This is a genomic window from Devosia sp. XK-2, from assembly GCF_037113415.1.
GTDB lineage: Bacteria > Pseudomonadota > Alphaproteobacteria > Rhizobiales > Devosiaceae > Devosia.
This window is the reverse complement of record NZ_CP146608.1, coordinates 281,406-295,660: the sequence shown is the minus strand read 5'-3', so window position 1 is coordinate 295,660 and position 14,255 is coordinate 281,406. Positions and strand designations below refer to the sequence as shown.

The following is a 14,255-nucleotide window of genomic DNA, read 5'->3' as shown; positions in this document are numbered from 1 at the left end:
TGAAACCCTCACAACCAAAACAATGGCTCCGCTCCCTGACCAGGGAGCGGTCGGAGACTTCATGACTATCGAAAGCCCGCGCCATACCGTCGAGAAGATCGGCGGCACCTCGATGTCCCGCACCAAGGAACTGCTCGAAACCGTGTTGATCGGCGATCGAAGCGGTGCCGAGCTCTACAACCGCATCTTCGTGGTTTCGGCCTATGCGGGGATGACCGATGACCTGCTCGAACACAAGAAATCGGGCAAGCCGGGGGTCTATGCCCTGTTTGCCAGCGCCGAGAGCGGTTGGGGCTGGGGTGACGAGCTCAGCGCCGTGGCCGAGAAGATGTTTTCCCATAATGAGCGCATCTTTGCCGACGAAGGTGCGCGGCAATCGGCCAATCGCTTTGCGCGCGAGCGCATCGAAGGCGTCCGCTCCTGTCTCATCGACCTGCAACGCCTCTGCTCGTTCGGTCACTTTCAGCTTGGGCAGCACCTTCTTACGGTACGCGAAATGCTGGCCTCACTGGGCGAGGCGCATTCGGCCTTCAACACCGCCCTGCTGCTCAATCTCAATGGCGTCAGGGCACGGATGATCGATCTCACCGGCTGGCGCGACGAGGGGCAGTACACGCTAGACGAAGCCATTGAGCGCGCGCTGGCCGATGTCGATCTCAGCACCGAATTGCCGATCGTGACCGGCTACGCCCAGTGCAGCGAAGCGCTGATGGGCACCTATGACCGGGGCTATTCGGAGGTGACACTGTCGCGGCTGACGGTCGTGACCAGAGCGCGCGAGGCGATCATCCACAAGGAGTTCCACCTCTCGAGCGCCGATCCGCGGCTGGTATCGCCCGAGGCCGTGCGTGTCATCGGCGAGACCAATTACGACGTGGCCGACCAGCTCTCCAATATGGGAATGGAAGCCATCCATCCTCGGGCCGCCAAGAGCCTCCGGCAAGCTGGCATTCCGCTGCGGGTGAAGAACGCGTTCGAGCCCGAGCATCCCGGCACGGTCATCCGCTCCGACCTGGCGGCGCAGTCGCCACAGGTCGAGATCGTGACCGGTCTCAGACAAGTCTATGCCTTCGAGTTCTACGACCAGGACATGGTCGGGGTGAAGGGCTATGACGCCGAGATCTTGGAGGCGCTGAAACGCCACAAGGTCTGGATCATCGCCAAGACCTCCAATGCCAATACCATCACCCATTATCTCAAGGGCTCGATGAAGGCGATCAAGCGGGTCGAGGCGGACCTGTCCACGGCCTTCCCTACCGCCGACATTTCGCTTCGCAAGATCGCGCTGGTTTCGGCCATTGGCCGGGACCTCCGATCCCCCAAAGTGCTGACTCAGGCCATTCAGGCCCTTTCGGCCGCGGGCATCGAACCGCTGGGCATGCACGACCTGTTGCGCAAGGTCGACCTGCAGGTCCTGGTCGAACCCGATCAATTCGAAGCCACTATCGCGGCCCTGCACAAGGGCCTGATCGAAGACTGGGCAACCGCGCCGCAGCAAAAACTGCACGCGGCCGCCTGATCCACGGCCGGCTGCGGGATGGGCAGCAGCCGGTTTCAAACGCCCCAAGACACAGAAATGAGGAGAACACACATGACCAAATTCGGAAAAGCCGCAGTCATGGCGCTGTCCGCCATCGCTGCTTCGGCTCTGGCTTCCACCGCCGTCAGCGCTGCCACGCTAGAAGAGATCCAGGAAAGCGGGTCGATCCGCATCGCCGTGGCCAATGAAATTCCTTACGGCTATGTCGATCCCAGCGGCGAGGCCAAGGGTGCCGGCCCGGATGTGGCCAAGGCCATTATGGACAAGCTGGGCGTTGAGAATATCGAGTGGGTCACCACCAATTTCTCCTCGCTGATCCCGGGATTGCAGGCCGACCGCTTCGACATGGTGGCCGCCGAAATGGCGATCCTGCCTGACCGCTGCCAGCAGGTGCTCTTTTCCGAGCCGAACACCTCCTATGGCGAGGGCCTTCTGGTGGCCGCCGGCAATCCCAAGGATATCCATGCCTATTCGGATTTTGCCGACAATCCCGACCTCAAGGTCGCCATCATGGCAGGCGCCGACCAGCTCGAAATGATGCAGAAGCTGGGCGTGGACGAAGCCAATCTCGTCACTATCGCGGCCAATGCCGATGCCATTTCGACCGTTTCGACCGGCCGGGCCGACGCCTATGCGGCCACCAGCCTCACCGCCAGCGGCCTTGCCGATCAGAATGACGGCGTGGAAGTGGCCGGTGAGTTCACCGACCCGGTGATCGACGGCGAGGAAGTGCGCAGCTGGGGCGGTTTCACCTTTGCCTCGGGCAATGAGGACCTGCGCGACGCCGTGAACGAGGCCCTTGCCGAATACAAGCAGACCGAGGACTGGTCCGAGACCCTTCTGGGTTACGGCTTCACCCAGTCCGATGTCGACGGATCGGGCCAGCGCACCACCGAAGAGCTCTGCGCCGCCGAATAAACCGGCGTCACAGGCCGATTTCTGGGCGGGTGCTGCAGCGCCCGCCCTCGGCGCGTTTCAACCATTGCACGGAAGCTGACACATGCACTGGACCGAATATCTCCCGCCCCTGATGCAGGGGGCCTGGGTGACAATACAGCTAACGGTCTATTCGACCGTCCTGGGGGCCATACTGGCCTTCGCGTTCGGCATCGGCAAGATTTCGTCCAACTGGGCCATCAAGGGGGTTTCGGTCGCCTATATCGAGGTGTTTCGCGGAACGTCCCTGCTGGTGCAGTTGTTCTGGCTCTATTTCGCCCTGCCCATTGCCGGCATGGCCATCGGGATTGACCTGAGGCTGCCGCCCGTGGTTGCCGGCGTCCTGGCGCTGGGGCTCAATATCGGCGCCTATGGCGCCGAGGTCGTGCGCGGCGCCATTGAGGCGGTGCACAAGGACCAGCACGAGGCAGCGCGGGCGCTGAACTTCACGCCGCGCCAGACCCTTTGGACTGTGACCATTCCGCAGGCCGTGCCGGAAATGATGCCATCCTTCGGCAATCTGGCAGTGCAGAACCTGAAGGACACCGCGCTGGTGTCGCTGATCAGCCTGGGAGACCTGACCTTCCGCGCCGAGCAGATCCGCAATTTCACCCAGGACAGCACGACGATCTATTCGATGCTGCTCTTGACCTATTTCGGCATGGCGCTGGTGCTGACCGTCATCATGCGGGGCCTGGAGGCCTATGTGAGCCGCTGGCGCACGGCAGGGAGCTGACCCATGCTATTTGGATATGAATGGGACCTTTCCAGTCCCCTCGCCTTTGCCCTGTCCATCCTGCCGATCCTGCTGACCGGCATGGTAGTGACCATCCAGGCCACGGTGCTGGGCTTCTGCGTCGCCCTGGTGCTGGGGCTGATCTGGGCCGTCCTGAAATCGGCACCCTCGCGCCTCATCGCCTGGCCGGCGCGGGTGGTGACCGAATTCATCCGCGACACGCCTCTGCTGGTACAGCTTTTCTTTCTCTACTACGTGCTGCCCGAATACGGCATTGTCCTGCCGGCCTTTTTGACCGGCGCCCTGGCGCTGGGCATCCAGTACAGCGCCTATACCTCAGAGGTCTATCGGGCCGGGCTCGAGGCCGTCGGGACCGATCAACGCGAAGCGGCACGCGCGCTGAACTTTTCGGCCACCCATACCTTTACCCATGTGGTGGTGCCGCAGGCGATCCCGCGCATCATCCCCGCCATGGGCAATTATCTCGTCTCGATCATGAAGGACGTGCCGGTGCTCTCGGTCGTGACCGTGCTCGAAATGCTCAATGTCGCCAAGATCGTGGGCGACCGGACCTTCGATTATCTCGTGCCGCTCTCCATGGTCGGCGCGCTCTATCTGATCATGACATTGGTGGCCTCGGCCGGCGTGCGCCTGCTCGACACCTGGCTGCCCAAGCAGGGGATTCCCTTGAAATGAGTGACGAACCGATCATCAAATTCGATAAGGTGGTGAAGCGCTTCGGCGATCTCACCGTGCTCAACGAGCTCGATTTCGAGGTCAGGAAGGGCGAGAAAGTGTCGATCATCGGGCCCTCGGGCTCGGGCAAGTCGACCGTGCTGCGCATTCTGATGACGCTTGAAGGCATTAATGGCGGGGTTGTGACCGTGAACGGCGAGCCCCTCTGGCACGAAAAGGGCCCGGATGGCTCGCTCAAGCCGGCCAGCGAGGCGCATCTGCACAAGATGCGCGCCCAGCTCGGCATGGTGTTCCAGCAGTTCAACCTGTTCCCGCATATGACGGTGCTGCGCAATATTACCGAGGCGCCGGTTAAGGTGCTGGGCCTGTCCAAACAGGAAGCCCGGGCGCGTGCGGAAGACCTGCTCGAACTGGTGGGCCTCGCCGATCAGGCGCAGAAATATCCGCACCAGCTCTCGGGCGGCCAGCAACAGCGTGTAGGCATTGCCCGGGCCCTGGCCATGCGGCCCAATATCCTGCTCTTTGACGAGCCGACCTCGGCGCTCGACCCCGAGCTTGTGGGGGAAGTGCTCAACGTGATCGGCAAGCTGGCCCATGAGCATGACTTGACCATGTTGCTGGTAACTCACGAAATGCGCTTTGCCCGCGAAATCTCGGACCGTGTCTGCTTTTTCGATCAGGGCCGGATTCGCGAGGAAGGCGCGCCCGAAGAGCTGTTCACCGATCCCAGCGAGGAGCGCACCCGCGAATTCCTGCAGGCGGTGCTCGATTAGCCCGGCACCCCAGTCGGGCAGTGTGTGTGGGAGGTAAAGGCCGATTTTACGCTTTCGCCTCTTCACACCTCCATAGGACAGGAGCCAATCGCCGTGAACGCCATTGCCAAGCCAGCGCCGATATTGGCCGCGTTCTCGATCCTGTTGAGCGTGGCCTTCCTGATCATGGGCAATGGCCTGCAATTGATGCTGCTACCGATCCGCGGCGGCATCGAAGGTTTCAGCGCCTTTCAGCTCGGCCTGCTCGGTTCAGGCTATTTCTTCGGCTTTGTGCTCGGCTGCACCTTCACCCCCTCGATGATCATGCGGGTTGGCCATATCCGCACCTTTGCCGCCCTGGTTGCGATCGCCTCGGCGTCGGCGCTTGGCTATCCCATGGCCGTCGATGCCAGCGTATGGGTCATCTTGCGCATGATTACCGGTTTCTGCCTGGCGGGGCTCTACCTGGTGGTCGAAAGCTGGCTCAATGACCAGGCAACCAATGAAACGCGCGGCGCCCTGATCTCGACCTATGTGACGGTGAACTTTACCGTCATCACCATTGGCCAGATGATGGTCACGCTGTTCCAGCCCTCCTCCTTCATCCTGTTTTCCATCGCCTCGGTTCTGGTCTCGCTTGCCGCCGTTCCGATCGCCCTGACCCGCTCGAGCCAGCCACCGCCGATTACCGTTGTCCGTTTCCGACCGATGCGGATGTTTCGCCTCTCGCCGACGGGCACAATAGCGATCTTCCTCATCGGTCTGGCGACCGGTTCGTTCTGGGCCCTGGCGCCTGCCTATGCCAATATTGTGAGCGGCAATATCGGGGATGCGGCCTGGTTCATGAGCGCCGCCGTCATTGGCGGTGCGCTGGCGCAGGTGCCGGCCGGCAGGCTTTCCGACCGGATAGACCGACGCAAGGTTCTTATCGGTCTGGCATTGATTTGCGCCGCGGTGGGCGCCGCGCTTTGGCTGACGGCCGAGACCAGTCTTGTCTGGTTTGCCCTGGGCGGTGCTTTCGGGGCAGGCCTGCTGCCTGCCTATGCCATTGCCGCCGCGCATGTCTTCGACTTTGCCGATCGCGCCGACTATGTCGAAATCTCTGCCGGCCTGCTGCTCCTCAACGGGATCGGATCGACCATAGGGCCGATTCTGTCCTCGGCCACCATCGAACTATTGGGCCAGCCTGGCTTCTTCCTGGCCAATGCCCTGATCCAGATCGCGCTGATCGGCTATGTCAGCTTCCGGCTCAGCCGCCGCGAAGGCCTACCCACCGAGGAAAAACAGACCTTCGACCTTGGCACCAGCGCCCCCGTGGCAGTCGTCGGCGACGAAAACGCGGTTCAGCTCAGCGATCTGGTCGTCACCGAGCCAAACTGAATGGGCCCGGCTTTTCCGCACAGAAGCGAGACAAATCTGTCTTTTCCGGGCCAGCACAAATGATAGACGTCAGCGTTCGCGCCATGCCTTGGTAGGCGTCGCGTCCCGGTCCTGCGCGCCGATATGGATGACCCGGGCCTTGCGATGCACGCAATTCAGGCCCGGGCCACCACTATTGATCGGGCATCAACCGCCCTTTTGCCTTGGCGCGGCCTGCCGCCTAGAGCATTTCACCGCTTCGTTGAAACGCTCTAGAAGTGGAACGCTGCACCGATTGTCGCGCGGGCGGCATTGAAGAGCCGGGTGCCCCCGAAATTGCCTTCGCCGGTAAGCTGGCCACGGACCGTCAGTTGATCAGCAACGGCGAACTCCACGCCACCGCCGAACTGATAAAGGTTCACGCTATTGCCACCGCTGGTATACGAGCCGACACCGGCCAGCGCATAGACCAGCACCGGGTCCGTCACCAGCCAGCCGGCGCGCGCATTGGCAAAAAGATCGACGCCGTTTCCGGCATTGTTCCAGGTGTAATCGGCGGTGGCTTCGACACCGAGGAGCAGCGAATCCGTGGCCAGGTAGTTAAAACCCACCACCCCGCCGAGTACGGCGAATGAAGCCAGGCGATACTGCTCCCCGCCGGCATGCACGCCGATGTAAAAGCCATTCCAGTCAAAGCCTCCGGCTTCGTAGATTGGCTGGGGCGTCACTGGCACGTAGAGGTCAGCAGCAATCGACGAGATGCTAGACAGCAGCAAGGCAGTTGTAACGGTAACGGCGCGGATCATGATATTCCCCCAACTCAAAATGAATGCGCCATAAAGAAATTATTAGCCTTAACGCCCGGTGAATTTCTTCGCCGAGAGACAGAAAATCTCGTGATATGACAAACATTCACGAGGCTAAGACACATCTGTCGCGACTTGTGCATCAGGCGACCAGGTTAATCCATGGACCATAGCCAGGGCAGGTAAGCCGTTGCCGACCGGCACTGGGAGCATGCGACACAACAAATTCGGTACTGGCGAAATCGCGTCGGGTAGCGTTTCAGAACCGGGCCGTAACCGATAGCTGCAGCTTCCAGTCCCCGGTCTTGGTTGTGTCAGTGTCCATCAGCGCTACGCCGGTAAAAGCATTGGCCGAGAAGGTCTCACCGATTGACAGATCGAGACCCGCCCCCAGGCTGCCTAGCGTCGTGCTGTTCTTGCTGGCCTGGTCAATACCCGTTCCGATATCCGCAAAGATGTAAGGAGAGATGTTGCTTGCAGGTAGGTCTTGCAAATCACCTGTAAGCGGGATGGTCGGCAAGCGCAATTCATTGCGCCAGAGCACGCCGCTGTCGACGCTGGCATCGTCGTGGTCGTAGCCACGAACGGCAAAGCGTCCACCTAGAGACAGCCGTTCTGTATCCGGCAGGGCTTGACCGGCCAGCGTTCCGGACAAAGTGCTGATCCAGGCCAATCTCCCCGGCAGTGGCGTTGTCCTGCTGATATCGAATGCAAGATAGGCATAGCTCGCGTCATTGACCCGCCCGTTCGAGAACGATTGCCAGCTGGCGTTATTATTGCCCTGGAGCACGCCGCCGGGATTGGCCTTGAGGCGCAAGTCGAGAACGGTTTGCCCCCAGGGATCGGCAAGGCGATGATTCCAGCCCAGGACCAGCTGGAACAGATCCGCGTCGCCCTTGGCGACCGGAATATTGCTGAAGTAGGTCGCGCGCTGGAGATGCTTGAATTCAACGCCGCCATAGATATCGCCCCAATACCGGCCCGGAAGCAGGTTCGAAACCGCCGAGCGATAGATGACGGGCAGTTCAAGCGTGGTGTTTTCAAAAGCGATGAACGCGTTGGGCTCGCTGCGCGTCATCACGATCGTGGGCGCAATCTCCAGGCTTTGCCGCGGCAATGTGGGGATCGTCAGTCGCCCGGCATGGCTGACATAGAGGGGAAACTCTCCCGCCTGCGGCACGATGATGCCTGGATTGCGCCAGATGTCATCGCTTGTGGTCAATTGATAGGAGCCCCAGGGGCCGTCCGGCACCGGCAGCCCGGCAGCCAAACCCAGGAAAAAGCGATCGCGGCCCGTATCCTCAGAGCCGGAATTGGACCAACCAGCGGAGACCTGCCAGGGCCTGCTGGTGACGATATTGACATTGAGATCGCTGAGCGCCGTGGTCTCGCCGGGGCGGAACACGCCTTCTGCCTGCAGATAGGGCGAGCGGCTCAACCAGTTCAGGTCTTCTTCGAGAGCCCGCGCATCGATGCGCTCGCCCCTGGCGATCCTGAGGGCGGAAACGACATCCAGCGCATGGTCCGGATCGACCCCTGAAACCGCCACATCGCCGGCGCTAAACTCGATGACGCGGATCTGCAAAACGCCGCCGGTCACCTCTTGCGGTGGCAGTGTCACGGAAACGAAGGGATAGCCCGCCTGCCTGTAAACCCGCGCAATGGCCGCCTGGGCCTCACCCGCCAACGCCAATGATAATGGTTGGTCCAGCAGGGGCAACAAGGCGGCCTGAAGCGTTGGCGCATCAATTCCACGTGGCGAACCGCTAATGCCCCTGGGGGGCGCCGCCGCTACAGCCTCGTCGAGCCCGATCAGATGGATTCCCACCAGATCGACCCCGAGCGGGGTGTCGTCGGCCGCGCCAAACGTTTGCGCCTCGATATCCAGAGAGACCGGATCGGCGGCGTCGCGCGCGGGTAAATTGCGCTCAAGAGCTGTCTGCGCACTGATCTCGGCCGGCGCGATCAATGCGCCAGCGAGGACAACGGCAGCAATAGCCCGGCTTGGGACGAGCCTGCTCATTCGGCCTCCGCGCGCAGATACTCTCCGTAGCGGACATTGCAGGGATAGGTGGCGGGCATCTGCTCGTCGCCGATGACGCCAGGATCGCATTCCGGCGATCCATCTCCCGACGTGGCCGCGTCCATGAGCCGGTTCCGCTCAAGATCAACATTGGGTGGACTGACTGGTGACACAATCATCAGCGTGCCGGGGGCGAATGAAATGTCATAGCCGAACTGGTTCGAATAGAGCCCGTCCAGGGTTAGATCGGCACCGCTATAGCGGCCGATTTCGGCACCGGATGCGCGATAGAGGGGTGAACCGAAGATCAGTGAGGAATCGAGACCTGCAGGATCATAGATCAGCGTGCCGACATCGGTGCTCGTCGCACTGCCGTCATAGATCTTGGCAACATCCCCTCCCGTTATCGTCAGGCCGGTCATGAAGCTGCGCAGCAGCGGCGCTGTATAACCCTCGTAAATGCGCCAGATCGCGCCCGTGCCGCCCTTGTCATCGACATCGAAGCCGTGGCCGGTAAAGATCGAGAGCTGCTTCATCTCGGCGCTGGTCGCGCCATCGACATTGCTGATGGTACCCAGGCCGGCATTGCCGACAGCGCTCGCCTGGCCGCTTGTTTCGACATCCCAGACGCTGTTGGTGATGCTCGTGGTCGCCGCCTGCATGGCGCCGACAAGGCCGCCTGCGGTGGCGCCGGTCACCGCGCCGGTGGCGTAGGTGGTCTGAATATCTACAAATCGATCAGCATAGCCGACGACGCCCCCGGCATAGCCGCTGCCTCCCGTGGCGGTCACGGTGCCGGACGAATAGGCGTCGGCAATCCCGACGCTGGAAGCGCCCATGCCAACCAGGCCGCCAGCCGATGTTCCCCGCACATTTCCGGCGTTGAAGGCGTTGGATATTTCAAGGCCGCCTGACGCGTAGCCCACCAGCCCGCCGGCCAAGTCGTTGCTGGTGACCGCTACGGTGGAATAGCTGTCCCTGATCGTCACATCGTCATACGTGGAGCCGACGAGGCCGCCTGCATAGGAACCACCATCGACGGTTCCCGTCGCGCTTGAATTGACGATCGTGAGATGTTCGTTGGCGTCGCCGAACAGTCCGCCAGTCCGTCCGAATGCTCCCCCAGAAACCGCCACATCGGCATGAACATTGCTGACCGTGGATTGGCCGCGGACACCGTCGAAATTGCCCGCGGCCGATCCGGCGACGCCGCCCGCCGTGGTTCCGGTCACCGAGCCGCTGACACGTATATTGGTAAGATTGTGTGCTGCCTGGGTGCCCCAGCTTTGCTCCGCAAACAGAATTCCGGCGGTGCTCCCGGTCACATCGGCATTGGTGACATTCAGGTCCTTGATTTCCACGTCCGGTGCGTCACTGACAGCCCTGTCGCTCCAATAAGAGATAAGGCCGGCAGAACTGCCCGGGCGGTCGATGAAGAGGCCGTCAATGGTGTGTCCGTTTCCGTCCAGACTTCCGCCCAGGTTTACGGGCGCGAACCCGGCGCCGCCATTCCAGTTGACGGTCGCCGAGGCATCGATATCGCTGACAAGCTGATAATTCACGCCGTAGTCGGCTGAATCATTGCTTCGTGCATCCCGAACCGTCATGCCTTGCAGGCCATAGAGATCGAAGAGCTGATAGGCGTTTGCAATCGTCCCGTCGCCCGCGCGCGCGCGGATGAAGGTGGCATTGGCGGAACTTGCCAGGTTGAAATCATCGGCCGAGAAGGCCGGCAGGGTCGTTCCGACCTGCTCCCAGGTGCCCCTGTTCAGTCTGAAGCTGCCGATATCGACGGTGCCCGCAGTACCCGTCGATATCGTGCCGACATCGTCGCTGCTGCCATTGCCCCATGCCGCAAGCGTCATCGCGCCATTCTTGCCGTCGATGGCGGCGTTGAGCGCGATATCGTCGTCGGAGGTCAGCGTCAGCGTGCCGGTGCCATTCCAGATAATGCCGCTGTTGAGCAGGATCGAACCGGCATTGGTCGACCTCAATGCACGGTCGGCATCGATCGAGAAGGCGCCACCGCTGGTCAGCGACAAGTCTCCGCCCGACGTCAGGTCCTGATCCAGCAGGTAATCCGTCGCCGCCTCGACATAGAGCCCGTAGCCATTGGTCGTAAGTTGCGTCGCGCTTGCGTCGATGAAGTCGAGATCGGTATCACTATAGCTGCCCAGCGTTGTGGAAAGGTCCGCCACGGTACCCGACAGGGATGCCGAGCCAGTGACGAGGTTGAGCGACGTGCCATACATATCGAGCCCGGCAATCCCCGTGCCCGAGACGCTGTCACCAAAGGCTGCCGCTTGCGTGCTTTCGCCGTCGAGAAAAGCCAGCGCGCCGGACGGATCGATGGAGCCGGACGGGGTCAGGATGTAATAATAGCCATTCGCCCCCGTGCTTGCGGTTCCAAGCAGATTGCCGCCAGAGATCGCGCCGATACCTGCGCCAGACCAGGCCGTGTTGCCCGCATCGGTATAGACCGTGCCGGAAATCGCCTCAGGCGCTGTTGCATATTCCCAGTTGAAATAGGGATAGAGTCCGCTGCCAGTTCCCCAAATGCCGCTATCCAGAGAGACGCCGTCCAAGGCCAGCGTGCCCTGCATTTCCGATGTCGCCAGGCCGTTCGTATTGGTCACCGTCGGCGTAGAGAAACCCGAATAGCCAATCGCCTCACTTTGCCCGGTCGTATCCGTGTCCCAGGTCGAGTCGGTTATGGATACGCTGTTATCAGCGGCTTGGCCGACCAGCGCACCCACGTCGCCTTCGGCCTCCACCAGCCCGGTCACAAAGGCGTTCTCAATGACCGTGTTTCTGTCGGCCTGACCCACAAGACCGCCAGCGGAAGCACCATTGGTGCCGAGTACCTGCCCGGCGAAATAGGAATTGCTGATCGCAATGTCCTCGGCTTCACCAACCAGTCCGCCGGCCTCTCTGAAGGCGCCATCAGCGATAACTGTCGCCGTCGAATAGGAGTTTTCTATCCTGTTATTGTCGTCGTCGACGGTTCCCACCAATCCGCCGACGTTCCCTCCGCTAATGGTCCCTTTTGAGCTGGAATTCGATATAGTCAGGCCTTCTCTCATGATGCTGACCAGACCGCCAGCGGCACCGCCTCCATTCGTTGTCGTAACGGATACATCGGCATGCACATTGGTCATGATCGACTGATCAATGCCACCGTGATACCTGGCCACTACGCCTGAACCCCAGCTATTCGCCTGGACGGTGCCACTGACAGCGACATTCGACATATTGTGAGCCTCGGCACCACCTGTGTCGCCGACCAGGATCGCTACCTGGCTGTCGCCAGTGACGGTCGCATTGGTGATTGTGAGATCCTTTATTTCCAGCGCTCGTCCGGAGGTAAAATAGTTGTCTTCCCAGTAGCTTACGAGGGCAACATTGCTTTGGGACGGCCGGTTGATATAAAGCCCGTCAATCCCATGTCCGTTTCCATCCAGGCTTCCGCGCAGACCGACAGGCGCGAAACCGGCGCCACCATTCCAGGACGACGTCGCTGATGCGTCGATGTCGTTGGCGAGTTCATAGTAAAGACTGACATCGCCAGACCTGCGGCCGCGCCAGTCATTGGTGGTGATCCCTTGCAAGCCATAGATGTCAAACAGCGCATAGGGATCTGTATAGGTACCATCTCCGCCCAAGGCGCGGATGAAGGTGCCGAATCTAACATCCATACCGTTTGCGGAAAAATCTGGCAGGCCGGCACCGACCTGCTCCCAGACACCCCGGTTGAGCGTAAAATTGCCGACATCGACCGCACCGCCAGCGCCCGTCGAGATCGTGCCGACCGCGTCTGTGCTGCTGTTACCGTAGGCGAGAAGCGTCAATCCGCCGTTCTGACCATTGATGGCCGCGTTGATGGCGATGTTGTTATAGGCGTTGAGAGTCAGCGTATTGGCGCTGGTCCAGCTTATGCCTGAATCGATGATAATGTCGCCGTCGCCCGCACTCTGATTGCCTGGCCCACTGGCCGTGGAGTCGGTCGTCTGAAGCGAGACATTGGTGCTGGCCAGATTAGTCGAGATCGTCGCTGCAGCAGCAGCATCCACCGTCAGGGTGATGGGGTCGATCAGCCATTCGCCCGCCATGCCGCCCACAGAGGACGTGTCCACCGAGATCCCAGCATAGTTGATGGTGCCGGCAGAGGAGGTCTCGACAAATCCGCCCACGCCGCCCGCGCCGCCGCGTGCCCCGAATGTACCACCGACATCGGCCGTCTCATCGGCATAAAGCACGATATTGCCGCCGGCCCCGTCAGCTCCCACCGCCGAGGCATCGAAGCGGCCGTTGGCGTTGATCGTGCCGCCAGTCAACAGGATGTCGCCGCCATCTGACACTGCATCTGCGGGTGTCTCGCGGCGCGCTTCAAACGTGCCTGTCGCCTCGACGTGACCATCCGCGCCGGCTGTCAGGAATATCCGCCCGCCGGAGGTGCTGGCGCCTGTCGCTTTGACCACATCGTCCGTGTTTCCCGCCAAGGCATAGACATTGCCGCCATTGGCGCGGATTTCGGCGCTGGCAGCCGTTATCGTGCCGGCATTGGTCGCGGAGGTATCGGAGCCGCCGATTTCCACCGACAGGAGGCCGTCGGCATCGGCCGTATCCTTGAGCAAAATCTGATAGCCTGCGGCCAGACCAGCCATGCCGTTGGGGGCATCGAGCGTGCCGATATTGGCCACTTCGCGAGCGATAAGGGCAATATCGCCCTGTGCGGAGCGGATGGTTCCGGCATTGACCACGCCAGCGGTGCTGGTGCCCGAGAACGTCATGCTGCCGCCATCGAGGAAGTCGGCATCCGAAAGGTCGTGGGTCGAGGCAACAAAGGAACCGCCGGTTTCGACCACGCCGTCTGTCCCAACGACCACGCCGGATGGATTGACCAGAAAAACGCTACCTGTAGCGCTCAGGCCGCCATTGATCAGGCTGGGGATGTTGCCGGTCACGCGGTTAAGCGTTCCGCCGGACCCATTGTTGAAATGGACCTGGTTGCCTGCGCCGATGGAAAATTCACCCCAGTTTATGATGCCTGCTTGCGAGATCTGGTTGATCTCCATCGTTTGGCTATCGGCAGTGATTGTGCCGCTACCGGCAACGAATTGACCGTCTGAGGGGAGAATGTCCTGCGCCCAGGCCAACGGCACCAGCGCCGTGCTCATCAACAGAGATGCGGCAAGCAGGCGAGACGTACGCATGGTCCTGTGCGTCATCTCCCTGTCTCTGCCCATCTGCAATCGGCCGGGCTTCAAGCCTGCTACCAGCATCCTCACACGTCTCCCAAGCGCGCGGCTCGACATGCACGCATGTCGTCCTGGCCCTCGGGATACAGTCGGTTTTGAGGGCGTTCCACCTACCAATTCTGACCGATTCTGACGAAAACTGACGAAGC

9 protein-coding genes are annotated in these 14,255 nt (G+C 61.2%); 6 read left to right on the top strand and 3 right to left on the bottom strand.

Annotation, left to right across the window (positions count from 1 at the left end; translation table 11 throughout):
* The first annotated feature begins 61 nt into the window (after positions 1-61).
* The 6 genes from V8Z65_RS01405 to V8Z65_RS01380 all read left to right on the top strand — a co-directional run bounded on the left by V8Z65_RS01405 (position 62) and on the right by V8Z65_RS01380 (position 6,040).
* The gene (locus V8Z65_RS01405; protein WP_338722052.1) at positions 62-1,519 is read left to right on the top strand and encodes an aspartate kinase; all 1,458 of its coding nucleotides are present in this window, start codon (positions 62-64) and stop codon (positions 1,517-1,519) included.
* A 72-nt stretch (positions 1,520-1,591) separates the two neighbouring features.
* A complete protein-coding gene (gene ehuB, locus V8Z65_RS01400; RefSeq protein WP_338722050.1) occupies positions 1,592-2,458 on the top strand; it encodes an ectoine/hydroxyectoine ABC transporter substrate-binding protein EhuB in 867 nt (288 codons plus the stop codon).
* 82 nt (positions 2,459-2,540) lie between these two features.
* Positions 2,541-3,212: an ectoine/hydroxyectoine ABC transporter permease subunit EhuC gene (gene ehuC / locus V8Z65_RS01395; RefSeq protein WP_338722048.1), complete on the top strand. Its 672-nt coding sequence runs from the start codon at positions 2,541-2,543 to the stop codon at positions 3,210-3,212.
* Positions 3,213-3,215: 3 nt separating this feature from the next.
* A complete protein-coding gene (gene ehuD, locus V8Z65_RS01390) occupies positions 3,216-3,908 on the top strand; it encodes an ectoine/hydroxyectoine ABC transporter permease subunit EhuD (RefSeq protein WP_338722047.1) in 693 nt (230 codons plus the stop codon).
* Positions 3,905-4,681 (top strand): ectoine/hydroxyectoine ABC transporter ATP-binding protein EhuA, encoded by a 777-nt coding sequence (ehuA, locus tag V8Z65_RS01385; RefSeq protein ID WP_338722046.1) that lies wholly within the window; start codon positions 3,905-3,907, stop codon positions 4,679-4,681. The genes ehuD and ehuA overlap by 4 nt, the downstream gene beginning before the upstream one ends.
* Before the next feature lie 93 nt (positions 4,682-4,774).
* On the top strand, positions 4,775-6,040 hold the full coding sequence (locus tag V8Z65_RS01380; protein ID WP_338722044.1) for an MFS transporter: 1,266 nt from the start codon (positions 4,775-4,777) through the stop codon (positions 6,038-6,040).
* A gap of 251 nt (positions 6,041-6,291) precedes the next feature.
* Here V8Z65_RS01380 and V8Z65_RS01375 read toward each other — a convergent pair whose 3' ends face one another.
* From V8Z65_RS01375 to V8Z65_RS01365, 3 genes are all read right to left on the bottom strand, one after another.
* Positions 6,292-6,825: a hypothetical protein gene (locus V8Z65_RS01375; protein WP_338722043.1), complete on the bottom strand. Its 534-nt coding sequence runs from the start codon at positions 6,823-6,825 to the stop codon at positions 6,292-6,294.
* Between the two features lie 259 nt (positions 6,826-7,084).
* Positions 7,085-8,848: a ShlB/FhaC/HecB family hemolysin secretion/activation protein gene (locus V8Z65_RS01370; RefSeq protein ID WP_338722042.1), complete on the bottom strand. Its 1,764-nt coding sequence runs from the start codon at positions 8,846-8,848 to the stop codon at positions 7,085-7,087.
* On the bottom strand, positions 8,845-14,061 hold the full coding sequence (locus V8Z65_RS01365) for a filamentous hemagglutinin N-terminal domain-containing protein (RefSeq protein ID WP_338722041.1): 5,217 nt from the start codon (positions 14,059-14,061) through the stop codon (positions 8,845-8,847). Before V8Z65_RS01365 ends, V8Z65_RS01370 begins: the two co-directional genes overlap by 4 nt.
* Between the last annotated feature and the right edge of the window lie 194 nt (positions 14,062-14,255).